The 24619-nt window shown below is 63.5% G+C and carries 16 protein-coding genes; 6 read left to right on the top strand and 10 right to left on the bottom strand.

What is annotated here, in order from left to right; genetic code table 11:
• Nucleotides 1–94: 94 nt before the first annotated feature.
• Both pflA and AB5Y47_RS03185 read right to left on the bottom strand, forming a co-directional pair.
• Nucleotides 95–937, bottom strand: coding sequence for a pyruvate formate lyase 1-activating protein (gene pflA / locus AB5Y47_RS03190; RefSeq protein WP_010674272.1), 843 nt, complete (start codon nt 935–937; stop codon nt 95–97).
• A 75-nt stretch (nt 938–1012) separates the two neighbouring features.
• Nucleotides 1013–3958, bottom strand: a complete 2946-nt coding sequence (locus tag AB5Y47_RS03185) for a putative bifunctional diguanylate cyclase/phosphodiesterase (protein ID WP_368219816.1) — start codon at nt 3956–3958, stop codon at nt 1013–1015.
• A gap of 134 nt (nt 3959–4092) precedes the next feature.
• On the opposite strand from AB5Y47_RS03185, the gene AB5Y47_RS03180 reads away from it, so the two are divergent.
• A complete protein-coding gene (locus AB5Y47_RS03180) occupies nt 4093–5781 on the top strand; it encodes an FAD-dependent oxidoreductase (RefSeq protein WP_368219815.1) in 1689 nt (562 codons plus the stop codon).
• Nucleotides 5782–5889: 108 nt separating this feature from the next.
• Here AB5Y47_RS03180 and AB5Y47_RS03175 read toward each other — a convergent pair whose 3' ends face one another.
• From AB5Y47_RS03175 to AB5Y47_RS03155, 5 genes are read right to left on the bottom strand one after another with little or no spacing between them, the layout of a single operon-like run.
• Nucleotides 5890–6318: an ion channel gene (locus AB5Y47_RS03175; RefSeq protein ID WP_041212801.1), complete on the bottom strand. Its 429-nt coding sequence runs from the start codon at nt 6316–6318 to the stop codon at nt 5890–5892.
• Between the two features lies 1 nt (nt 6319).
• On the bottom strand, nt 6320–7348 hold the full coding sequence (locus tag AB5Y47_RS03170; RefSeq protein WP_324036600.1) for a hypothetical protein: 1029 nt from the start codon (nt 7346–7348) through the stop codon (nt 6320–6322).
• Nucleotides 7349–7356: 8 nt separating this feature from the next.
• The gene (locus AB5Y47_RS03165) at nt 7357–8448 is read right to left on the bottom strand and encodes an HlyD family secretion protein (protein ID WP_323933627.1); all 1092 of its coding nucleotides are present in this window, start codon (nt 8446–8448) and stop codon (nt 7357–7359) included.
• Entirely contained in the window at nt 8441–9958 is a 1518-nt protein-coding gene (locus tag AB5Y47_RS03160; protein ID WP_323933629.1) for a TolC family protein, read from the bottom strand. The genes AB5Y47_RS03165 and AB5Y47_RS03160 overlap by 8 nt, the downstream gene beginning before the upstream one ends.
• A 4-nt stretch (nt 9959–9962) precedes the next feature.
• The gene (locus tag AB5Y47_RS03155; protein WP_223955555.1) at nt 9963–11000 is read right to left on the bottom strand and encodes an AI-2E family transporter; all 1038 of its coding nucleotides are present in this window, start codon (nt 10998–11000) and stop codon (nt 9963–9965) included.
• Nucleotides 11001–11087: 87 nt separating this feature from the next.
• Between AB5Y47_RS03155 and AB5Y47_RS03150 the strand changes: the two genes are divergently transcribed.
• From AB5Y47_RS03150 to pbpC, 3 genes are all read left to right on the top strand, one after another.
• On the top strand, nt 11088–11222 hold the full coding sequence (locus AB5Y47_RS03150; protein WP_263308517.1) for a hypothetical protein: 135 nt from the start codon (nt 11088–11090) through the stop codon (nt 11220–11222).
• A 330-nt stretch (nt 11223–11552) separates the two neighbouring features.
• On the top strand, nt 11553–16397 hold the full coding sequence (locus tag AB5Y47_RS03145) for an alpha-2-macroglobulin (RefSeq protein WP_368219812.1): 4845 nt from the start codon (nt 11553–11555) through the stop codon (nt 16395–16397).
• Nucleotides 16363–18771, top strand: a complete 2409-nt coding sequence (pbpC, locus tag AB5Y47_RS03140) for a penicillin-binding protein 1C (RefSeq protein ID WP_368219810.1) — start codon at nt 16363–16365, stop codon at nt 18769–18771. The genes AB5Y47_RS03145 and pbpC overlap by 35 nt, the downstream gene beginning before the upstream one ends.
• An 88-nt stretch (nt 18772–18859) precedes the next feature.
• On the opposite strand, the gene AB5Y47_RS03135 is transcribed toward pbpC, so the two are convergent.
• Entirely contained in the window at nt 18860–19819 is a 960-nt protein-coding gene (locus tag AB5Y47_RS03135; RefSeq protein ID WP_202042722.1) for a hypothetical protein, read from the bottom strand.
• Between the two features lie 164 nt (nt 19820–19983).
• On the opposite strand from AB5Y47_RS03135, the gene thiI reads away from it, so the two are divergent.
• Nucleotides 19984–21432, top strand: a complete 1449-nt coding sequence (gene thiI, locus AB5Y47_RS03130) for a tRNA uracil 4-sulfurtransferase ThiI (RefSeq protein WP_039038656.1) — start codon at nt 19984–19986, stop codon at nt 21430–21432.
• A 75-nt stretch (nt 21433–21507) separates the two neighbouring features.
• Here the strand turns inward: thiI and AB5Y47_RS03125 are convergent, their stop codons facing one another.
• Both AB5Y47_RS03125 and AB5Y47_RS03120 read right to left on the bottom strand, forming a co-directional pair.
• Nucleotides 21508–21900: a hypothetical protein gene (locus AB5Y47_RS03125; RefSeq protein ID WP_039038657.1), complete on the bottom strand. Its 393-nt coding sequence runs from the start codon at nt 21898–21900 to the stop codon at nt 21508–21510.
• A 101-nt stretch (nt 21901–22001) separates the two neighbouring features.
• Nucleotides 22002–22634 (bottom strand): trimeric intracellular cation channel family protein, encoded by a 633-nt coding sequence (locus AB5Y47_RS03120; protein WP_041212810.1) that lies wholly within the window; start codon nt 22632–22634, stop codon nt 22002–22004.
• A 382-nt stretch (nt 22635–23016) separates the two neighbouring features.
• Between AB5Y47_RS03120 and AB5Y47_RS03115 the strand changes: the two genes are divergently transcribed.
• Entirely contained in the window at nt 23017–23922 is a 906-nt protein-coding gene (locus AB5Y47_RS03115) for a flagellin (protein WP_042015961.1), read from the top strand.
• The last annotated feature ends 697 nt before the right edge of the window (nt 23923–24619 follow it).

Raw genomic sequence — 24619 nt, 5'->3', positions numbered from 1 at the left:
GAGCGGTTCCCCCGGATGCGGCTGTCGGTGATGGCGCCGTGGCGAATGCCGGCGCAATGAAAAGAGGCCGCCCTCTGCCGGGCGGCCTCCTGTCTCAATACTTCACGTTGGGGTGATACTTGCCAAGGATGCCCTGGACCCTGTCCATGGTCTCCTTGCTGGGGGGCTTGATGCCGACCAGATCGTAGGTATCTCCCAGCACGTCCCACTTGTGCTTGCCAAGTTCGTGGTAGGGCAGCAGCTCCACCTTCTCGACGCACTCCCCCAGCTCGGCGATGAACTGGCCGAGTCCTTCTGCGCTCTCGTCATCGTCGGACCAGGTGGGTACCACCACGTAGCGGATCCACATGGTCTGGCCGCGGGAGGCCAGGTAGCGGGCGAACTCCAGGGTGTACTTGTTGCTGACGTGGGTGAGGGGAATGTGCTTCTCGTCGTTGATCTGCTTGATGTCGAGCAGCACCAGATCGGTGTTGTCCAGCACCCGGTCGAGCAACTCGTCGTAGTGACGCACGAAACCGTTGGTATCCAGGCAGGTGTGGATCCCCTGGGCCTTGCAGGCGGTGAACAGTTCGGCGATGAACTCCTGCTGCAGCATGGCCTCGCCGCCGGAGGCGGTCACGCCACCGCCGGAGGCATTCATGAAGTGACGATAGCTGGTGAGATCCTTCATCAGCTCGGGCACGGTGACCTCGCGGCCGCCCTGGGTGTCCCAGGTGTCCCGGTTGTGACAATACTTGCAGCGCATCAGGCAGCCCTGCATGAACACGATGAAGCGGATGCCGGGGCCGTCGACGGTCCCGCAGGTCTCGACGGAGTGGATCCGGCCAATGATGTCGGTAGTGCCGGTGTCGCTGGCTTCAACGGTCGGGATCCGCTGCGTGCCGGGGGTGGCAGGTCCCTTGGATTCAACGGCGGGGATCCGGTTAATGACTGACATAGACGACTCCAATGGTGCGGACAAGGTTCGAGCGGTCGTTATTTTATGACAGAAAGCCCTATAAATCCTACCAGTTTAGCCCGCAGGGGTGGCACCCAGCAGGCTCTCCAGTGCCTTGACGGGGAGCGGCCGGCTGGTGAGGAAGCCTTGATAATGCTGGCATCCCAGGGCCTTGAGCACGGCGAGCTGCTCCTCTTCCTCCACCCCTTCGGCGGTGACGGTGAAACGAAACACCCGGGCGAGATCCAGGATGGCCTTGACGATGGCCTTGTCCTGTTCGCTGTGGACCAGGGTCTGGATGAAGCTTCTGTCGAGCTTCACTTCGTCGGCGGGCAGATCCCGCAGATAGGCCAGGGAGGAGTAGCCCGTGCCGAAGTCGTCGATGGAGATGAGCAGGCCGAGGGCCTTGAGCTGGCGGATCCTGGCGATACTCTCCAGCCGGTTTTCCAGCACCACGGACTCGGTGATCTCCAGCAACAGGCGCGATGGGGGCACCCCGGTGTCCCGCAGTATGTACTCCACCTGCTGCACGAAACCGGCGGTGTGGAACTGGCGGGCGCTGACGTTGACCGACAGATGGGGGATGGCGAGGCCGTTGTTGAGCCAGAAGCTGTACTGGGCGCAGGCGGTCTTCATCACCCAGTAGCCGATCTCCTGGATCAGGGTGGTCTCCTCGGCGATGGGGATGAACTCCCCGGGTGGCACCATGGTGCCGTCGGCCTTCTGCCAGCGCAGCAGCGCCTCTATGCCCGAGAGCGTGCCGTTGTCGACCCGGTATTGGGGCTGGTAGTGCAGCACCAGCTCGTTGTTGCGCAGGGCATCGCGCAGCTGGTTGTTGAGAGAAAGCTTGCTCTTCTCTTTTTCCGCCATGGCTTCACTGAAGAAGATATGGTTGCCCTGGCCCGCGCGCTTGGCCATGTGGACGGCGGTATCGGCCTGCTGCATCAGGACAAGGTGATCCTTGTCGTCATCGCTGAACAGGCTGATCCCCACGGAGGCGCTGCAGTGCAGCTTGTGATCGCCGATGTCGAAGGGGGCACGGAAGATCCCCATCAGCTCCCGGGCAAAGTGCTCCGCCAGGATCTTGGCGGTGATATAGCCCTGGCCCAGTGCCGTGAAGAGCAGGGCAAATTCGTCACCCGAAGTGCGGGCGAGCACCAGGTTCTCCTGGGGCAGGGACTTGAGTCGCACCACCACGGCCTGGAGCAGCAGATCGCCGCAGGCGTGACCGAGGGAGTCGTTGATGGATTTGAAGTTGTCCAGATCCAGCAGCAGCAGGGCCCCCCACTGACCACTCGGGGCCTGCAGGGTGCGCTGCATGATGTCGGTCAGGCTGCGCCTGTTGTAGAGATCGCACAGGTCGTCGTAGTAGGCGAGGCGCTCGATGTGGCGGGCGGTCTCTTTCTCCTGGGTGATGTCGTGGAAGCTGCAGACGAAGTGGCTGATCTCCTCCTCCTCGTCCTTGACCCCGCTCACCATGAGCCGCACCGGGAAGAGGTGTCCCTCCCTGTGCAGGCATTGTTCCTCCCCGAGCCAGTATCCCTGCCGGTTGACCGCCGCGATCACCTCCTCCTTGAGGGTGTCGCCATAGTAGGTGGGCCTCAGGGCGTCGATGTGCAGGCCCAGCATCTCCTCGCTGGCAAAGCCGGTGATGCGGCTGAAGGAGGCATTGACCTTGAGGATGATGCCCCCGTGATCCATAACCAGCAGGCCGTCGTGGGTGTTGAAGGCCACTTCGGCCAGGCGCAGGGCATCGTCATTGGCCAGGCGCTGCAACTCGCTGGCGGCCCGCTCGCGCTGTTCGTAGAGGACGTCCAGCAGGGGCGCGGGATCGGCCAGGGGGGTGGCGAGCAGCAGGGTGAGCTGCCCCAGGGGGAGACCGTTTGGCCCCGGGAAGGGGATGCCGACATAGGCCTTGGCGTCGAGGGCCAGCAGCTGGCTGGACTGGGGATAGCGCAGGGCCAGATCTTCCACGTAGAGACTCTGCCCGTGCTGGAAGATCTCCCGGCCCGGGCCGATGTCCATGGGCATGGGTTTGACGACGGCGAAGGCATCCCCCTCCACCACGCAGCGGGGAATGAGCCAGAGATCCTGGCCGCGAGGCTGAAACTCGCCGATCCAGCCCCTGTGGGCACCGCTCAGGCCCATGGCCCAGCGCAGCAGGGCGCGGCAGTAATCGTTGCCGGTCAGGTTGGCCAGCCCCGGGGGAGGCGCGAGGTCCGGGGTGTCGGTCGCCACGGGGTCCGGCTGCCAGTGGCCGAGCAAACGGGCGCAATGACGCACCAGTTGCAGGGTGTCATCGCTGATGAGGGTGCTCTCGGCATACTCCAGGCTGAGCACGCCGATGAGCTTCTCCTGCTCCAGCAAGGCGCCGTCCAGGCGGGAGCAGACATTGGCATCGGCCAGATAGTAGTGCTGGCTCAACATGGGCTGGTGGGCCGCCTCCGAGAAGCTCAGGGCACCCCGGGCGCGCAGGGCCCGGATGTAGCGGCTGTCTCCGCGAATGGCACCGAGCGCGTCCACCCCCACCCCCAGGGTGAACACCGGGGTCAGCTGCTCGCCGCCCAGGGCGCCATGGGCCTGGTAGTGCCAGAGGATCAGGCGATCGGCCCCCAGGCACTCCTTGAGGCTCTCCAGCATGGCGTCATACTGCTGCTGGCTGGCCATCTGGCTCAGGCGCGGCAGTTGCAGGGACAGGCTGGCGGCGCTCTCCTGGGACTGAGTCTGCAGGCAGATGAGCCAGAAGGCGTCCTGCTCGTGGGAGAGGGAAATATGCCAGAGGAGGGCGTCAAAGCGCAGCACCAGCTTGCCCCCCTTGCCGCTGGCCAGCCGCTGCTCGATGGGCTGGCGCAGGGCGTCCGGCAATTGGGCCGGCCAGGCACTGCGGGGCTCGTCGAGCCAGTGGAGCGGCGTCTGCATCACATCGGTCAGGGCGACCAGCCGTTGACTACGGGTATCCAGGCGGAAGAACAGGGGCGCCTGGCTGGCGGTCGGAAGATGGCTGAGCGCGGTAGACGACATGAACTGACACTATCCTGTTGAGCAATTGTCGGAGGGCAAGAATACTGCAAATCCGTGGCAAACAAAATTTCATTGAATTCTAAATTAGATAAGTCTAATTTATTGGTCATTTCCTGTTGAGTGGAGTCTTGCAGATGAAACGGATCCTGATTGTGGGTGGTGTGGCCGGGGGAGCGTCCGCCGCCGCCCGTGCCCGCCGTTTGAGCGAAGAGGCGGAGATCGTGATGTTCGAGCGGGGCGAGTTCGTGAGCTTCGCCAATTGCGGTCTGCCTTATCACATCGGGGGGGATATCCCGGATCGGGATGCCCTGCTGCTGCAGACACCGCAAAGCTTCAAGCGCCGGTTCAACGTGGATGTGCGGGTGTTTCACGACGTCATCGAGATAGACAAGGCCGGCAAGAGCCTGCTGGTGCGCAACCTGCTGACCGGCGAAGAGCGGCGCGAAGCCTACGACGTGCTGCTGCTGAGCCCGGGCGCCGCCCCCATCCGGCCTCCCTTCCCCGGCATCGAGAGCCCGGGGGTACACACCCTGCGGAGCATTCCCGACATGGATCGCATCCTGGCGGCGCTGGCGCACGACAAGCCCCGCCACGTCACCGTGGTGGGGGGCGGTTTCATCGGGCTGGAGATGATGGAGGCGCTGCACCAGCGCAAGCTGGATGTCACCCTGCTTGAGCTCTCCGATCAGGTGATGGCGCCGGTGGACAAGGAGATGGCCAACCTGCTCCACGCCCGCATCCGGGAGGAGGGGGTCGATCTTCGCCTGCGTACCGGCCTCGCTGCCATCGAAAGCCTGGAGGTGCCTGACGAGAAGACCGCCGCCGTGGCGACCGCCCAGCGGGGTGGACTGCGCCTGACCCTCAATGACGGCTCTCATCTCGACACCGGCCTGTTGATCCTCGCCATCGGCGTCAAGCCCGAGACTCTGCTCGCCGCCAAGGCGGGGCTGGTGCTGGGACCGCGGGGCGGCATCAAGGTGGATGCGGGCATGCGCACCTCGGATCCCTTCATCTTCGCGGTGGGGGACGCGGTGGAGGAGACCGATTTTGTCACCGGCGAATCCGTGCTCATTCCCCTGGCGGGCCCGGCCAACCGGCAGGGGCGCATTGCCGCCGACAACATGCTGGGGCGAAGCGAAACCTACAAGAAGACGCAAGGGACCGCCATCTGCAAGCTGTTCGATCTGGCGGTGGCGAGCACGGGGCTGAACGAGAAGCGGCTGGTGCAGCTGGGGCTGCCGTTCGAGAAGGTCTATGTCCACCCGGGCAGCCACGCCGGCTACTACCCCGGTGCCCACCCGGTCAGCCTCAAGCTGCTGTTTGCCCCCGATGGCAAGATCTACGGCGCCCAGGCCATCGGCAAGGATGGCATCGACAAGCGCATCGACGTGCTGGCGGTGGCCCAGCGCGCCGGTCTCACCGTGTTTGATCTGCAGGATCTGGAGCTCACCTATGCACCGCCCTTTGGCTCGGCCAAGGATGTGATCAACATGGCCGGGTTCGTGGCGAGCAACCATCTGAAGGGGGACACCCTGCTCTGCCACGCAGCCGAGGTGCAGGCTCGCCACCCCCATCAGCAGGTGGTGGATGTGCGCAATGGCCCCGAACTCGACAAGCTGGGGCGCATCCCGGGGGCGATGCACATCCCCCTGGACGAGCTGCGCGGCCGCCTCCATGAGCTGCCCAGGGATAAAGAGCTGCTCATCAGCTGCCAGGTGGGACTGCGGGGTCACGTGGCCTGCCGCCTGCTGAGCCAGCACGGTTTTCGGGTCAAGAACCTCTCAGGCGGTTTCAAGACCTGGCAGACGGTGATCGCCGAGTAGATCCTGTGGCTGAAATGGCCCGATTGATCACTCTGTATGCAAACGGGCCACTCCAGTGAGTGGCCCGTTTTGTTGCCGCACGGGGTTGCCGCAGGTGGCCCCTCGCTCTCAGGGGGGGCTGTCAGCGAGCTGATTGCGAATGTGGTGCTGCAAGACCGCGAGCATGGAGGCGCCGGAGAGGCCTATCATCAGGGCACCGTTGACCGCCTCCAGGGGGCCGAGCAGCTTCCACTGCGGGCTCATGACGATGTCGCCATAGCCCAGAGTGGCGAAGTTGACCCCGGAGTGATAGACGGCCTCCTGCAGGGTATCGAACTCCCCGAGCCACAGGAAGAGCCCGCCCCAGACGCCGATCTGGGCCAGGTTGCCCAGCATCACCAGAGTGATGATGCCAAACAAAGCCAGCATGCCGGCCAGGGCCCCCTCGCGTCGATTGAATCGCTTGACGTAGAAGCGGATGCTCCAGACGGATACCAGGGATTGCAGCAGCATGTTGACCAGGATCACCGGGATGCCGACCAAAAAAATCGTTAACATATCAATCTCCTAGCTTGGCTTCTGCCAGTGGGCGGCCGACTGGCCACCACTGTTCGAGCAGCAAGATACAGAGCCAGCCATAGCCGGCCACCACCAGATAGAGGCCGCAACGCATGGCGGCCGCCAACCACACATCCTTGCCGGTGGCGCTGTCCTCGATGGCCGGGCCAAACAGGATGAGCGCCGTGATCCAGGCGTTGCTCCAGAAGGATGGCGGGAAACGCCCCGCCACCAGCCGCACCAGGCGCCGCGCCAGCCAGAGGGTCATCAGGGCCAGCATCAGCACCAGCATCAGGAGCGAGGGCCAGAGGCTGAGCCCGAGCCAGAGTGCGAACGCCAGCAGGGCGCCCATCAGGGTCGAGAGCACCAGCTCCTGGCCCGCCTGTCTGGCATTGAGGGAGGTACTCTGCTGGGCCAGGGTCACCGTCTTCATCACCGCCGGAATGTAGAACGCCGGATTGCCCAGCGCCATCAGCCACACCGGCAGTACCATGGCGACGGCGCGCAGCGCCAGCCGCTCGGGATGTTCGGGGGGCAATGGCACCGGTCTTGCCGCCGCTCCCGCCACCTGCAGGGGAGGGAAGAGTGCGTGGGCCAGGCGGTTGACCAGGGTGCCTATCAGGATCCCCAGTCCCATCATCTGGGCAAGGGCGATGGCAAGAGACTGCTCGATGAGACCGGCCACCGGGATCACCGTGATGGCCATGATGAGCAGCATGGCGGCGGCTCCCTTGCCGGCCATCGCCTGCTGCATCAGCAGGTAGAGCAGCAGGGCGACGAGCAGCACGGCCGCCAGGGCATAGTGGGTCAGCAGGGGCACCAGCAGCACGCCGCCGACCATCACGGCCAGCAGCAGAGCGCCACCCAGCAACCCTTTGCCAAGGCTGAGCGGCTCGCCGGGTCGGCACAGCACCACCCAGGCCATGATGACCCCGAGGTGGGGCATGGGCAGCGCCAGGCCGTAACAGATCCCCGTCGCGAGCCCGATGCCCGTGCCAATGCGCAGTACAGCCTTGTCGGCGTTATGCATCTGGTACCTCAATAGAGGAAGGAGAAGAGGCTCATCAGGCGGATATAGAGTGCCCCCAGGAGGTGCATCACCCCGCTCTCGCCGGTGTAGACCAGCACGTCGGCCTGACCACCGATCCGCAGCGCCTCGACCGGGGGGAAGTCGTCGCTCTGGAAGGCGACCTTGACCGGGAAACGCTGGGCCTGGCGCAGCCAGTCGCGGTTGTTGTCCACCGTGGGCAGGGTACCGGCGGGCTGGTTCTTGCCATCGCCCACCCCGTAGCCGACGCTGCGGACTTTCCCCTCGAACAGCTGTCCAGGCAGGCTGTCGAGCAGGATGGCGACCTTGTCCCCTGGTCGAATGTTGCCGAGGTTGTTCTCCGTCAGATCCGCCGATACCCAGACGTCGTGGATGGCGATCAGGGTCATGGCCGGGGCGCCGGCCCCGATAAACTGGCCCGCATCCGTGCTCAAGTCGGTGATGAGCCCCCGGCCCGGCGCCACCACGCGGGTGTTCTGGCGATCCAGCTCGGCCTTGTGCACCGCCGAGCGGGCACTGAGCAGCTGGGAGTTGTCATCGCCGCTCGCCCCGGCGGCCTCGATGGCGCGGCGAACGTCGGCTTCGGCCGCCGCCACCTGGCTCTTGGCGGTCTCGCGGCTGGCCTGGGCCACCTCCAGGCGACGCACCGAAATGGCCCCCGGATCTTCCCGATAGAGCCGCTCCTGGCGTTCCGCATCCTTGGCGGCGTTGTCATAGGCGGCGCGCATGGCCATCAGGGAAGCCTCGGCCGCCTTGACCCCTTCGGTATTTGCCTTGACGCCGCTCAGCACCGTCTGGTAGTCGGATCTGGCCTTGGCCAGGGCGATGTCATAGGGCTCGGGATCGATCTCGAACAGGGGGGCGCCGGCCTCCACGTCCTGATTGTCGTGGACATAGACCCGCTTGATCTGGCCTGCCACCTCGGCGGCGACGGGGACCACGAAGGCCTGCACCCGGGCCTGGGAGCTGTAGGGGGTCAACCTGTCCGCCAGCAGATACCAGCTGAGCAGGAGGAGGATCGCGGCCAGCAGCCCGAGGGTGGCGCGGCGGCTGGCCTGGCCGGGAGAGGCTGTGTCAGTCATGGGCGTTTGCCTTCTGTGTCATGGGGGAGTGGGCTGCGTCGAGCAGGGGGGCCCAGTCGGCGCGCGTGCGCAGTTGAGCCTCCACCTTGGGGGTCACCAGGGGACGTTCGCGCCCCTGTTCCCAACCGCCACCCAGTGCCTTGTAGAGGGTGATGAGGTCGCGCATCCGGGCACCGCGGCTGTTGACCAGGCGCTCCTGCTGGTTGAACAGGGCACGCTGGGAGTCGAGCACCCGCTGGAAGTCCGCCATCCCCTCGCGGTACTGGGTGTTGGCGATTTCGAGGGAGCGGCGGGCGGCTTCGCCGGTCTGGGTCAGCAGGGCGATCTCCTCCTGGCCGTTGGCATAGGCCACGGCCGCGTCATCCACCTCGCGGGCCGCCTTGAACACGCTGTCGCGATAGCGTTCGTGAAGCTGCTGGAAGCGGGCGTCCTGCACCAGGATCTGGTTGCCGAGCCGCCCCTGATCCAGCACGTTCCAGCTCAGCGACGGCCCGACGGCCCAGGAGAAGGTGCCACTTTCCCCGCCGCTGGCATTGACTCCCAGGGTGCCGAGCAGGGTGATGGAGGGGTAGAGCTCGCTCTCGGCCACCCCGATGAGGGCCGACTGGGCGGCCAGCTGACGCTCCGCCCCCCGCACGTCAGGACGGCGGCGCAGCAGATCCGCGGGCATCTCGGTGACCAGGGCCAGCTCGCCCTGGGGGATCTTGCCGGTGTTGGTGGTCATCTCGGGCAGGGGCCCCGGGGCGCGGGCGAGCAGGGTGGAGAGGGCGTTCTGGCTTTGGCGCAGGCTGGTCTCGAGCTGGGGAATGCCGGACAGGGTGCCCAGGTACTGGGTCCTGGCTTGCTGCACGTCCAGCTCGGCGCTGTTGCCGCTCTTGAACAGTCGCTCGGTGATCTCCAGGCTGCGCCGCTGGATGCGGGCATTCTCCCGGGCGATCTGGAGCCTGGCCTCCAGGGTACGGATGCTCACATAGAGCTGGGCCACCTGGGCGGCCATCAACACCTGGATGTCGTCATACTGGGCCAGGCTCGCGAAATAGCTGGCATCCGCCGCCTCGACTCCGCGCTGGAACTTGCCCCAGAAGTCGAGTTCCCAGCCGAGGTTGAAGCCGGCGCCGTAGCTGCTGCCGGCGCTGCTGTGGCCGCCCCGGGTCTGACCTGCCTGGAGAAATTCTGCCGTTCCCACCGTCGCCTGGGGGCCGAGCAGGCTCTCGGCGATGCCAAGCTGGGCCTGGGCCTCGAGGATCCGCAGGCCGGCGATCCGCACGTCCGGATTCTTGAGGAAGGCCTCCTCCACCAGGGCGCTCAGCACGGGATCATGCAAGTTGTCCCACCATCGTCGGTAGTCGGTCACCGTCACCGCCTGCTGACCCTCGCTGGCGCTGTGCCAGTTGGCCATCTCCTCGACACCGGGGGCCTGATAATCGGGCCCGAGCAGAGTACAGGCACCGAGCAGCAGGCAGGTGCCCCCTGCAAACAGGGGGCGAAGGAGAGAAAGTGCGTCGGCCATGGGGTTATTTTTCCGCGTTGGCCAGACCGTCGTTGACCCAGGCCATGAAGATGCGATAGCCGATGGAGAGCAGGGTGGCACCGATGAACATGCCGAGGATGCCATTGGTGGCCATGCCGCCGAGGGCCCCCAGCAGCACTACCGGCATGGGCGCATCGACGCCACGCCCCAGCAGCAGCGGCTTGAGCACGTTGTCGGCCATGCCGGCCACGACCAGCAGCACTGAGTAGATGACGTTGAGCAGGGTGCCGTGATCCCCCGCCATCCACATGAAGGCAATGGCCGGTCCCGTGACCAGGATGACGGGGACCTGGGCGATACCCAGGATCAGCGCCAGGACGAAGAAGATGCCGACCGCCGGGATCCCGGCGAGGGACATGATGACGCCAGCCAGCAGGGCTTGGATGAAGGCGACCCCGATGACCCCCATGGCCACGGCCCGGATGGTGCTGGTGCACAGCTTGGTCAGGGCGAGGCCCTTGCGCTCATCGGTGATGCGCATGGCGATGCGCTCGGCGCTGATGGCACCCGGTGCACCCCAGGCCATGATGATGCCAGCCACGATGAAAGAGGCGACGAAGCCCAGCAGGCCGCCCCCCATGCTGGCGAGCATGGTGACAGTCTGCTTGGCCATGTCGCCGAGCTGCGGCTTGTAGCTGATGAGGAGGCTCGGCAGATCCACGGATGCCTTGGTCCATAAGGCGTGCAGCTTGGCACCGATCAGCGGGATGCTGGCGATGTCGGCGGAAGGCGCCGGAATCACCAGAGTGTTGTTGTTCACCTTGTCTATCAGGGCGCTGACGCTGTCTCCCAGGGAGCCGAGCATGGCAACGGTGGGGGCCACGATGAGCAGGATGCCCAGCAGGACCAGCAGGGTGGACGACTGGCCCTGTTTTCCCCCGAGTCGGGCGGCAAAGCGCTGATGGAGGGGGTAAAGGGTGACCGCCAAGATCAGGGCCCACAGCATCATGTTCATGAAGGGGGAGAACACGGTGAAGCAGAACGACCCCAGCGCCAGAATAAGGCCAAATTTGATGAACATGTCCAGGAATCGGGCAACCAATCTTTTTTCGACGAGGGACAGATCGTTATTTTCCATGCTGATATGACTCCAGAGAGGGATGGATGCATGACCCCGCTGACCCTGTGTGAACTCAAGGTCGGCATTCTGGTCGATGGACAATTAATAAGTTTGTTTTCAATGGTTGAGGCATACATCAAGCGCACCTGCACGTTATGTATGGCACAGGTGTTCAAGGCTTAAAAAATATTTATCTGCTTGATATGTCGTTGATTGGAAGGCCTGTGTTGAGCAGGGCCGAGAATAATGAATGGCCCGATCACGCACAAGTGAACAGTGGTGCCCGGTTTAGCCTGGGTTCAGAAAATCACGACAATCCCCTTTCATGGAACAGGACATCGCATACGGGGCCTCGAATAAACCTCGCGCTTCACGGGGCGTCGCGCTCCCGTCCGAGGCGATGCGCCCATTTCTGTTGGCCGATGCCGCCCGATATGGCAGTTGGTGTTCCCGGGAGTGACGCTTTATTCTATTGGCTCCTGCGCTGCGGCGATCCAACCCGGGATGAACACCATGCACCTCTCTCTCTCCTGCCCCGTGACTCGTCTTCCCCGTGTGGCCTGGCTGGCGGCGCTGCTGCTGGCTGGTTGCGGCCCCGACAAGCCTGCCAGCCAGGTGCCGACGACAGAACCGATGGCCCGGCAGGAGGCCGGGGCGCCGAGTTCAGTCGTGCAAGCCAATGCCCGTCAATATCGCGATGCCCCGGCACTGGCGCTGGTTTTCTCCGACCCCTTGGTGCCCAAGGCAAACTGGCAGAGTTGGCTCGGGGTCAGTGAGGGGGGTAAGCAGGTGCAGGGGGAGTGGATCCTCGCCGACGATGGCCGCACCCTCTATTTCCCGAACGTTCAGCCCGATAAAAGCTATGAGGTGAGCCTCAAGGCGGGGCTGGGCCCATCCCCCCAGAGCTGGACTCTCAAGACCCGGCCGCTGGAGGCGGGAGCCTCTTTTACCGCCAGTGGCATGGTATTGCCGCTGCGCGACGAGCTGCGCCTGCCCATCAGCGCGGTCAACGTGGACGAGGTCAATATCGACTTCTTCCGGGTCGATGCCGAATACCTGCCCCGTTTCCTGGCCGAGTATCGCCCCGGTGCCGGCATGGGCAACTGGGAGCTTGAACAGATCACCAAGCGGGCCAAGCGGGTGTTCAGCGGCCGCTATGCGCTGGAGCTCGATGCCAACCGGCGCGAGACTCGCCTTATCAATGTGAAGGAGCCGCAGCTGGCGGAGGCCGGCGTCTACTTTGCGGTGATGTCGCCCCTAGGCAACTATGACTGGCGCAAGGAGACCACCTATTTTGCGGTGAGCGACATGGGGCTCAGTGCCCGCCGTTACCGCGATCAGCTGGAGGTGTTCGTCAGCTCCCTGGCCAGCGCCGACCCGCTCAAGAATGTGCAGCTCTCCCTGCTCGACGAGAAGGGCAACCGGCTGCAGGTGCAAACCACTGATCCGCAGGGCCATCGTCGCTTCGATCAGGTGCAGGGGGCTCGCTTGCTGCTGGCTGAACAGGGCAATCATCTGGCGGTGCTGCGCCTCGATGGGGCGGCGCTCGATCTCTCTACCTTCGATCTCGGCACCCAGCCCTGGCAGGCCCAGCAGCTTTATCTCTTTAGCGGGCGCGATCTCTATCGCCCCGGCGAGCGGCTCGACAGCGAGATCCTGCTCAAGGGGCAGGATGGCCAGCTGCTGCCGGGCATGGCGGTAGAGCTGGAGGTGAAGCAGCCGGACGGCCAACTGCTCGAACAGAAACGGCTGTTGCCGGACAATTTGGGCGCCGCCCATTACGGCTTGCGTCTGCCGGACGATGCGCCGCTCGGGCGCTGGACCATCAACCTCAAGACCGCTGCTGGTAGTCGCTTCGAGTGGCCTTTTCTGGTGGAGGAGTTTCTGCCGGAGCGGCTCAAACTGCAGCTTGGCAAGGGGCCGGATGGGGAAGTGACGAGTCTGGACGCCGCCCTCAGCCTGCCACTGCAGGGGGACTATCTCTACGGCGCGCCGGCCAGTGCCACCAAGGCCAAGGCGGAGGTAAAGATCAGCCGCGCCACCATGCCTTTTACTCAGTGGCAGGAGTTCACTCTGGGTGACGTGCTGCTCGCCGAGCAGGGCAAGGATCTCGAGCCTCTCAATCTCACCCTCGATGCGCAGGGGCAGGGGACTTTTTCGCTTGCTGATGAACTCGATGGGGTGCGCGCCCTCGGGCCGCTGGAGGTGGCCTATCGGGTGTCGCTCGCCGAGCCCGGTGGCCGCGCCGTCAATCGCAGCCGCACTCAGTATGGCTGGCCCGCGGGCAGCCAGTGGCCGGCGCTCAAGGCCGATTTTGTGGCTGATCGGGTAGAGGGGGGCAAGCCGCTCCCCTTCCAGATCCTCAACCTCGATGAGCAAGGCCAGCCGGTGGCGGGGGCGGTGAAGGTGCGCCTCATCAACGAATACCGCGACTACTACTGGCACTACGCCGATGGCGAGGGGTGGAAGTACGAGTTCAACAGCCAGCCCTATCTGGAGCAGGAGCAGACCCTGCAGCTGGATGGCAAGGGGCCGACTCCGCTCACGCTGCAACTGGCGGCGGGCTGGTATCGGTTGGAGGTGGAGAACAGTCAGGGCCATCAATCCAGCCTGCGGGTGGAGATAGGCAGTTACGCCTGGGGCGGCGGTGGCGAGCAGGCGCGGCCTGACAAGATTGCCATCACCCTCGACAAGCGCGCCTATCAGGCCGGGGAGAAGGCCAAAGTGACGCTGGTGGCCCCTCGACCCGGCAAGGGCTTGCTGCTGGTGGAAGATGGCGACGGCCTGCGCTGGTGGCAGCGTATCGAGCTCAAGGGGGCCGGCGGCGATGCCAAGGATGCCCGCGGCGAGTTCGAGATCCCGGTCAGCCCCGAGTGGCAGCGTCATGATCTGCATATCTCGGCCCAGATCGCCGCGCCAGACAGTGACTCAAAGCCGGTGAGCCAAAAGAGTGTGCAGAGCCTGCGCTCGGTCGGTCTGGTGCCGCTCACCCTGGATCGGGAAGCGCGCCGTCTGCCGCTCACCCTGAGCGCGCCTGATAAAGCGGTGCCGCTCACCCGGCTGGAAGTGACCGCAACCTCCACCCCCAATAGCCAAGGGCGGGTGGTGCTGGCGGCGGTGGATCGGGGCGTGCTCAACATCAGCGACTACCAGCCGCTCGACCCGTTCGAGATCTTCTTTGGTCGCAAGCGCTTCGCCCAAGATTTGTTCGACAACTACGGCCAGGTGATCCCGCCGCAGGATGGCAAGCTGGCCCGCCTCAACTACGGGGGCGATCGGGCGCCGCTGAAAAAGGGTGGTGCGCTGGAGAGCCGGGTCGAGATCGCCGCACTGTGGAGTGGCGAGGTGAGCTTTGATGAGAGCGGCAAGGCGGTGATCCCACTTGATCTGCCCAACTTCAACGGCGAACTGGCGCTGATGGCGCTGGCCTGGAACGAACAGCAAGTCGGCGAGGCCGAGCGTGCCGTCAAGGTGGTGGCGCCCTTGGTGGCCGAGATCGGCTGGCCGCGCTTTGGCGCCAGAGGGGATGAGACCCGTGCGCTGGTGCAGCTGCGCAACATGAGCGGCGAGGATCAGACCCTCTCCCTTGCTTGGACCCTCAACGGCGGGCTCAAGGCAAATGGCGAGCTGCCCGGCACCCTTTCCCTTAAAAACGGCGAGGAGCAGTGGCTGACCCTGCCGCTCACCGTGACCGGGGCGAGCGGCGTGGCAAGCCTGCAGTTGGCGGCCAGCGGCAAGGATTTTGCCATCAGCCGCGACTGGTATTTGCCGCTGCGCTCCCCCTGGCCGGCCGAGACTCGCCAGCGCTATCAGATGTTGGCTCCCGGCCAGCAGATGAGCTTTGCGCCAGCTGAGCTGACCGGGCTGGATCGCGCCAACCTGCAGGGGCTGCTCAGCCTCTCCGGCACTCCCCCCTGGGATCCGGCAGCCCAGTGGCAGGCGCTGGCTGACTACCCCTATGCCTGTCTGGAGCAGACTCTGTCCCGTGCCTGGCCTTACTTGCTGACCACGGCCGATGAGCGGGCCGCCTGGAGCAAACCCGCAGAGGGCAAGCAAGCGGTGAGCGAGGCGGACGTGCAGCGCGCCCTGCTGCAACGGCTGCAGCGGTTGCAACTGCCCAGTGGCGGTTTTGGCCTCTGGGATGGTCGCTCCGACGAGGAGCAATGGCTCACTGCCTATGCCGCCGACTACCTGCTGGCGCGCAAGGAGGCGGGCGACGCCGTGCCGGAGGCGATGCTCAATCAGGCGCTGAACCGGCTGCAGAGCTATCTCACCGACAGTCAGTATGGTGAGCGCTGGAGCAGTGCCCCCGAGCACAGCCGGCTGGCCTATCAGGCCTACAGCGCCTATGTGCTGGCCCGGGTGGGCAAGGCGCCACTCGCTACCCTGCGCCTTATCTGGGAGCAGCAGGCCGATCATGCCCGCTCAGGTTTGCCGCTGCTCCACCTCTCGCTGGCCCTCTCGGCCATGGGGGATGAGCAGAACGCTGCCAAGGCCCTCAGTCGGGCATTGGCGACCGAGCGCGGGGACGACTATCTGGGGGATTACGGCTCGCCGCTGCGCGATGAAGCTCTTGAGCTCTCCTTGCTGCGCCAGCACAAGCTGGCTGCGGAGCGCTGGCCGGCCCTCAGTGCCAAGGTGGCCGATACGTTGGCTCACCGTCAGTGGCTCAGCACCCAAGAGCGGCTCGCCCTGCTGCGACTCGCCCGCGTCGATCCGGCCGTCGACTGGCAGGCCAGGGTGACCTCCTCTCTTGGCAGTGGATCCCTGAGCGGTTCGGCTCCGCTGCAGCAGGGTGCCCCCGAGGCACTGGCGGCGAGCACCGTCACCAACGAGGGCAAGGGATCCCTCTATGTGCAGCGCACCTTGATCGGTTACCCCGAGCAGGCTCCTACCCGGCTGAGCCAGGGGATAAGCGTAACCCGCAGCTGGTTCAATAGCGACGGCCAGCCGTTTGATCCCGCCAAGGTGAAGGTGGGCGATCTGGTGGTGGTGCGGCTCAACGTCAGCAGTGAATCGGCGGTGCCCGATGCCCTGCTGGTGGAGATGGTGCCCGCTGGCTTCGAGCTGGAGAACCCGGCCCTCGGCAACAGCATCAAGCTGGAAGAGCTTTCCATTGAGGGGAAACCGGCGTGGCAGAGCGAGTGGAACGACTACCTCAAGCATCAGGAGTTTCGCGACGACCGCTATACGGCGGCGCTGGATCTGAGCGAAGGGAGCAACCAACAACTGGTCTACCTGATGCGGGCGGTAACGCCGGGTCGCTATCAGGTGCCGCCGACCCAGGTGGAGGATATGTACCGGCCCGAGCTGCGGGCTGTGGGTGAGGATATCCACGAGGTGCGTATCTCTGAGTAACAAACCCTCCCTTGAGCGGGTTCGCCCGCTCACTTTCTGGCAGCGTGGCTGGCTGAGCCTGGGTCGCACTGGCCGCGCTGGCTGGCGCTGGCTTGGCCGTTTGCCACGCTGGCTGAGTTGCTCGGTGCTGGGCGTTGTAGCACTGCTCCTGTCATTGCTGGCGTTGGATCGACTATTCCCGCCGCCGCCACTCGACCCTGCCTACGCGCGGGTGGTGCTCGACATGAAGGGGCGACCGCTGCGCGCCTTTGCCGATACCAGCGGGGTGTGGCGTTACCCCGTGACCCTGGAGCAGGTCTCCCCCCGCTATATCGAGGCGCTGCTGGGCTACGAGGATCGCTACTTCTTGCGTCATCCCGGGGTCAATCCGGTGGCCATGGTGCGCGGGGTCTGGCAGTGGCTGCGTTACGGGCGCGCCGTATCGGGGGGCTCGACCCTCACCATGCAGGTGGCGCGTCTTATCGAGCCCTACCACAGGAGCGTGCCCGGCAAGCTGCGCCAGATGGCCCGTGCGCTGCAGCTGGAGTGGCACTACGACAAGCGCACCCTGCTCACCGTCTATCTGAACCGGGCGCCGTTTGGCGGCAATCTGGAGGGGGTGCAGGCGGCAAGTTTTGCCTATCTCGGCAAGAGCGCCGCCAAGCTGACCTATGCCGAGGCGGCGCTGTTGGCGGTGCTGCCGCAGGCTCCCAGCCGCAACCGGCCGGACCGGCATCCCGAGCGGGCTCGCGCCGCCCGCGACAAGGTGATGCAGCGGCTGGTGGCACAGGGCGTCTGGCCCGAACAGGTGTGGCTGGAGGGTCGTATCGAGCCTGTGCTGGCCCGCGGCCACTTTACGCCGATGGAGGCGCCGCTGTTTGCCCGTCTCGCCGCCGACCATCAGGCCGGGGCGCTGGTGCACACCACCATCGACGGCGATCTGCAGCGCTGGCTGGAGGGGCGGGTGGCAAGCTATATCCGGCGCTTCCCCGAGCAAACCTCAGCGGCGTTGCTCCTGGTAGACAACAGAACCATGGCGGTGCGTGCCTACGTGGGAAGTGCCGAGTATGGCAATTTGCGCCGCCACGGTTATCTCGACATGGTGCAGGCGATCCGCTCTCCCGGCTCCACCCTCAAGCCCTTCATCTACGGTCTGGCCATGGACGAAGGGTTGGTGCACTCGGCCTCCCTGCTCTCCGATGCGCCAAGGCTGGGCTCGGACTATAGACCCGCCAATTTCTCCGGTGCCTTTCAGGGGCCGGTGACGCTCGCCCAGGCGCTGCAGCAATCCCTCAACGTGCCGGCGGTGCAGGTGCTGGAGGCGCTCGGGGCCGACAAACTGGTCAGCCGTCTCGACAACGCCGGGGTGAGGCTGGCCCTTTCCGACAAACCCAATCCGGCCATTGCGCTGGGGGCGGCGGGCATTCGGCTCGAGCAGCTGGTGGCGCTCTACAGCTCGCTGACCCGGCAGGGGCAGGTGGCGATGCCGGTCTGGCTGGCGGGGCAGCAGGCGGTGTCACGCCCCTTGCTGAGCCCGGGGGCCGCCTGGATCATCTGGCAGATATTGAGCGCCCAGGGGCGCGCGGATCAGCCCTTTGCCAGTGAGGCGACCGGCCGGGTCAATCGACTGGCCTGGAAGACCGGCACCAGCTATGGCTATCGCGACAGCTGGGCGATGGGGGTCTCCAGTCGCTGGACCATCGGCGTCTGGCTGGGGCGCCCCGATGGCACCCCCATGCCCGGCTTTTATGGACAGAGTGCGGCAGTGCCACTGCTGCTCTCTGTCTATTCGCGGCTCTCGGACAACAGCCCCCTGCCGGCACAACCCAACACGGTGAGCGAGGCCGAAGTTTGCTGGCCGCTGGGGCGCAAGACGAGCGCGACCCTGCCTGAGGCCTGTTTGCAGCATCAGAGCGCCTGGTTGCTGGAAGGGCGCGACCCTCCCACCTTGCCGGATCCCATGGATTGGCCCTCGCCGCTGCGCCAGATTGCGCTCACTGTCGACGGCAAGCCGACGCTGACCCGCTGCCACGATGCGGCACAATCCGCTTTTAGAGCGCTCTGGCCGCTGTCGCTGGAGCCATGGCGCTCACCGGGCGAGCGGCGTCAGGCGCTGCTTGCCAGGGGCTGCGCGGGGGAGGGGCAGAGCGCCGAGCAGCAGGCCCCCATCCGCATCCTGGCACTGGGGGAGGGCAACCTTATCCGCAGTCAGCGCTATCGGTTGCAGCCCAGGGTGCTGGGCGGTGTCGGCAAGCCGGCCTGGTTTCTCAACGGCCAGCGGCTGCGCTGGGACGGGGATCAAGTAGTGAGCAAGGCGGGTCGCTATCAGCTGGTGGTGGTGGATGAGGCGGGAAACAGCGATCGCATCGAGTTTCGGCTGGAAACCCCCTCCTGAGGGCGTGGTGAGCGCCAGAATATTGACGGCATCGGTGATGGTCCCGATGCCGTCAGTTGATTGTCGATTCCCCGGCAGAGGCGGGGAGTCAGGGCTTGACCTGCCCCAGCCGGGTGAAGAAATGCCGGCTCTTGCGCTGGTGGAAGTGGCTCTTCTTGATGGGATGAAACACCAGGTTGCTCTGTGGGTGACTCCCCTTGAGGTGGTGGATCATCGCCATGGCCGGTAAGCCAGTACTGACGAGCGTGGTGAGCGGCAGGGTAACGGTCTCGGGTCCCAGCAAGGGTGTGAACCCCTGCTGGGCCTGCTCGAAGCGGGTCAACACGGCGGGTTCGGCGTAGCCGCTGCCCAGCATGGCGAGCAGGGCATCGAGGGCCTGATGGAACTCGGCGAGCTGCTGACGAAAGCCGCTTCGCCCCCGCAGGGCAATGAGCTCTGCAAACGGGATGTCGGCCAGGTGAGTGGGCACTTGCAGCGGGATCTCGAGGTGGAAGCAATCCTGACCGCCGCGATTGTGGTAGCGAGATTCGAGCAGGTGGAGCAGGCGGTCGAGATAGTCGTGATCGGTAATCAGCGCCCCGTCATTGGCGAGTGCCCACTCACGGGCGAGGCGCATGGAGAGCAGGTTGGCAAAGCGGCGCGCCATTCTGATCCCCCCTTCATCCTGCGTCGCAAAGCCGTGGGTCAGACAAAACCCGTGCAGCCGCTCCAGTCCCGCCTGGGCCGGGCAGAAGCAGTCGTGGTTGGGGGCTGAACGCCAGCGGGCGATCAGCTCCCTGTTGCCAAACACCTTGTGGCGGACAAAATCGGGGGCGACCAGGCCGGCAATCTGGCTCTCCACCTGGGGCGTGATATGGGCGAAGAAGGCGGGTTGTGGCGGCTCGGCCAGCAGGTCGGTTTGCTGGCGCAGGGTCTCCAGCAGGGCGGTGAGACCGCTCTTCTCACTGACGGTGAAGACGAAGGCGAGCCGCTCCAGATAGAGCAGGGCAAACTTGAGCCAGAGCTCGTCGCGTACCTCCATGCCGGGGTAGTAGATATGGGTTTTCATGGATGCTGTGTTGCCAGGATGCAGGGGTGGGAATATACGCATGATTGCCCGGATGCGGCAAACTTTGCGTGGGGGAATGTGAGCGGCCGCTCATGCAGTAGGCGCTGGTCACAAAGTTCTGATATAATTCGCGCCCTTAAATCAAGGCCACCCGAGTCATTACCATGAAGTTCATTATCAAGCTGTTCCCTGAAATCACCATCAAGAGCAAGTCGGTTCGCCAGCGCTTTATCAAGATCCTGCAGGGCAATATCCGCAATGTCCTGCGCCGCTTTGACGACGATGCCCGGGTGCGGATGGATTGGGACAAGCTGATCGTGAGCTCCCGCAATGACCAGTTCCGCGAGCAAGCCATCGAAGCCCTGGCCTGCATCCCCGGCATTCAGGCCTTCCTCGAGGTGCAGGCCAGCAAGTTTACCGACCTGCACGACATCTTCGAGCAGGTGAAAGCCGTCTGGGGTGATCAGCTCGAGGGCAAGACCTTCTGCGTGCGTGCCAAGCGCCACGGCAAGCACGAATTCTCCTCGCTGGAGATTGAACGCTACGTGGGCGGCGGTCTGAACCAGCACTGCGTGAGCAACGGTGTGCGCCTCAAGAACCCGGATGTGAAGATCAACCTCGAGATCGATGGCGAGGAGCTTTTCATCGTCAGCGCCATCCACCAGGGGCTGAGCGGCATGCCCATCGCCACCCAGGAAGATGTGCTGAGCTTGCTCTCCGGCGGGTTTGACTCGGGTGTCGCCTCCTTCCAGTTCATCAAGCGCGGCTGCCGGGTGCACTACTGCTTCTTCAATCTGGGTGGGGCGGCTCACGAGATTGGCGTCAAGCAGGTGGCCTATCACCTGTGGAACCGTTTCGGCTCCTCCCACCGGGTGCGCTTCACCGCGGTAGACTTCGAGCCCGTGGTGGCCGAGATCCTCGAGAAGATCGACAACGGCCAGATGGGGGTGGTGCTCAAGCGGATGATGATGCGTGCCGCTGCCAAGGTGGCCGACGAGTTCCAGATCCCGGCCCTGGTGACCGGCGAGTGCGTTGGCCAGGTTTCCAGCCAGACCCTCACCAACCTGAACGTCATCGACCGGGTGACCGACAAGGTGATCCTGCGCCCGCTCATCACCTGGGACAAGCCGGACATCATCAGCGAAGCCCGCCGCATCGGTACCCTGGAGTTCGCGGAGACCATGCCGGAGTATTGCGGCGTGATTTCCAAGAAGCCGACCGTGAAGGCCGAGCTCTCCCGCATCGAGGCGGAAGAGGAGAACTTCGACTTTGCCATTCTGGACAAGGTGGTGGCCGAGGCCCGTTACCTCGACATTCGTCGCATCGGTGAAGAGACCGCCGCCGAGGTGCAGGAGGTGGAGACCACCGCCGAGAGCGGTGACGACGAGGTGATCCTGGACATTCGCTCCATGGAGGAGCATGACGACAAGCCGCTGGTGGTGGAAGGGCGCGAGATCATGCATATCCCCTTCTTCAAGCTGGCCACCGCCTTTGGTGACCTGCCGAAAGAGAAGACCTACCTGCTCTATTGCGATCGTGGCGTGATGAGCAAACTGCAGGCGCTTTACCTGAAAGAGAAGGGTTTTGCCAACGTCAAGGTCTACCGTCCGTGATGTGACGGCAAGACGCGTATAAAAAATCCGGCCAAGGCGCCGGATTTTTTATTTCACTCGGATGAAGGTAGATGCTCAGGGGCAGGGGACCGGGGTGAAGGTTTCCTGACCCTGACAGCGCCAGCCCATCTCGGCCTGACGCATCTGCCACAGGTTGTTGCTGCGAAACAGGGTCAGGATGTAGAGCATGTCGCTACGCTGGCCATCAAGAGCCACCGAGAGTACCAGATCGTTGTCCAGCTGTTGAGCATGGATACGGGTGGGTACATCTTTATGGCCGACGAAGCGGCGAGCCACTTCGCGATAGTCGTTGACCCAGCCTTGCTGACTGCTGCTCGCCTGACGGATCTGCTGGTTGAACTGCTGTACCGGGGTGGATGCCAGACGCCCGAACAGGGCCTGTGCCCCCGCATGAGCCGCTGCCACCATCATCAGAACAAGCGTGGTAATGAGCCCAAGTTTTTGCATGAGGTTTTCCGGCTTGAAACGACCCCTGTATGACAACAGAAAAGCCGGCTTGGTTCAATCTTGTCCCTGCCGGGATGGGATCTCGCCCACTCTGAGGCTTCTCAGTTGCGCTGCAGCGAGAAGGTGGGCAGGGAGAGGTGCCAGTAGATGGCCGCCACCCGCAGACCAAACACCCCGAGCATGCTGATGAGCATGGCGCTGACCCTGTCTACCCCGACCTCCAGCGACAAGGTATAGAGGATGCCGCCCAGAATGCAGGCGGTGGCGTAGATCTCCTTTTGCAGCACCATGGGCACTTCCCGGGCCAGCACGTCCCTTATCATGCCCCCAGCGACCCCTGTCATGGTGCCCATCAATACGGCGATAAGCCCAGATGTACCAAAGTTGAGGGCTTTTTGTGCCCCGATCACGGTAAAGAGCGCCAACCCGAAGGCGTCTGCCACCGGCAGCACATACCAGGGCATGCGGCGGGGCAGTTTGACCATCCACATGCCGATGAGCGCCGTGGCAATGACCACCCAGATATAGAGGGGGTCGCGTACCCAGAAGACCGGGGTTGCCCCCAGGATCATGTCACGGATGGTGCCCCCCCCGATGGCGGTAACCGCCGCCAGCACCATGACACCGAAACCGTCCATCCTGAGGCGGCCCGCCACCAGTACGCCCGAAAACGCGAATACCGCAGTACCAAACATGTCGCTGATGTAAACAATCTGCTCAACCAGTGTCTGCATGGAGAACAACTCACGTCCAATAGATGATGGGGCGGCGATTTTAGGGGCAAGGTGTGGGGATGAGCAATGCTGGCGTGCAAAAGTGGGAGCCAGCGCCGGTTTCTGAAGGCTGGGTGAAGATCACGCTCCCGCCTTGTCTGATGCGGGCTGTGGCCACTATGGCCCGGGGGGCGGGCTGTCAGGTGACAAAAAATCCCGATTTTTTTCTCAAGGGTGAGGAATAGAGGCCGATATATAGGTTAGGCGGCGATTACTGCCAGAAAGGCAGAAAAAAGAAATTAAAGTCTTGTGAAAAGGCGCCGTTAACTAAACATATCAGGCACAAAACACAATAAAGCCTGAGTGAATTAAAGTTAAATTTTAATAGCTTAGGAGAAAAATCATGAGTCTGTATATCAATACCAACGTTTCATCGCTCAACGCTCAGCGTAACATGATGAACAGCACTAAATCCCTGGATACCTCCTACACCCGTCTGGCCTCCGGCCTGCGCATCAACAGCGCCAAAGACGATGCGGCAGGTCTGCAGATCTCCAACCGTCTGACCTCCCAGATCAACGGTCTGGACCAGGGCAACCGCAACGCCAACGACGGCATCTCCCTTGCTCAGACTGCTGAAGGGGCGATGGATGAAGTGACCGGTATGCTGCAACGCATGCGTACCCTGGCTCAACAATCCGCCAACGGTTCCAACTCCGCCAAGGATCGTGAAGCCCTGCAAAAAGAAGTGGATCAGCTGGGTGCCGAGATCAACCGTATCTCCACTGCAACCACCTTTGCAGGGACCAAGCTGCTTGATGGTTCATTTAGCGGTACTTTCCAAGTAGGTGCTGATGCCAACCAAACCATCAGCTTCAGCCTGAGTCAGGCCAACGGTTTCAGTATCTCTGGAATCGCAGCGGCAGCGAACACCACGGTAACGGCAGCAAGTGGTGGTACCCTTGCGGTCGATGCCATTTTCACTAACGGAGCTGCTGCTGGCGGTATCAGCATCAGTACCCAGACCAACGCCCAAAACGTGCTGGCGGCGGTTGATTCCATGCTGACCGTGGTCGACAGCAAGCGTGCCGAACTGGGTGCGGTGCAAAACCGTCTGGACTCCACCATTCGCAACCAGGCTAATATCTCGGAAAACGTCTCTGCCGCTCGCTCCCGTATCCGCGATGCAGACTTTGCGACCGAGACCGCCAACATGACCAAGCAGAACATCCTGCAACAGGCGGCTTCCAGCATCCTGGCCCAGGCCAACCAGCGTCCCCAGTCTGCACTCTCCCTGCTGCAGAACTAAGGTCCTGATGCCGAGAAAAAGAAAAGGGCGGTTGTTCAGGCCGCCCTGGTAAACAAGATGGAACAATGGGGTGTTCGGATTTACGCCTTGTTCTATCGAAAGAGAAGTTCTCTTATTGGTATACCCCTCGAGTGTTGCGCAGATCGTTCACTCTGTCACCCTCGAGGTTGTTCTCCTGAGCGTAAGCTCTTCTTTGGCCGACATTGTCGGCCTTTTTTATGGGCGCCGAAAAAATGGCGACACAGAAAACACTGCACAACCCATGCCAATTTATGGCATCAGATATGAAAAAGGCGGGAGAGGAGCAAGGGAGGGGGAAATGAAGTGGCCGATGGGCTACCAAGGCTCCGCTTTCTCACTTTAGTGACCTGGTATGCATAAATTGTTTTAAAGGTTCTGAGAGGCAGGCCGTTACAGAAGATGAAGCAAATCGAGGGGTGTTCGGAAAACCAACATTTGCGCAACTGCGGGTCCGATGTCCGTTCAAACAGAGGACCCGCCAGATGAGACAGACCGTTCAATCTGTCCATCTGAACGGTGGGAACCTGATTGTGTATGACACAACACACAGGGCCCGCAGTTCCTTGTTCATCAGGAGAGACCTTTTATGGCCATGTTTATCAACACCAACACTTCATCACTGAACGCCCAGCGTAACTTGATGAACACCACCAAGTCGTTGGATACCTCTTACACC

This window comes from Aeromonas sp. R7-2 (assembly GCF_040908105.1).
GTDB classification, from domain to species: domain Bacteria; phylum Pseudomonadota; class Gammaproteobacteria; order Enterobacterales; family Aeromonadaceae; genus Aeromonas; species Aeromonas caviae.
This window is presented reverse-complemented; position numbering and strand designations above follow the sequence as displayed.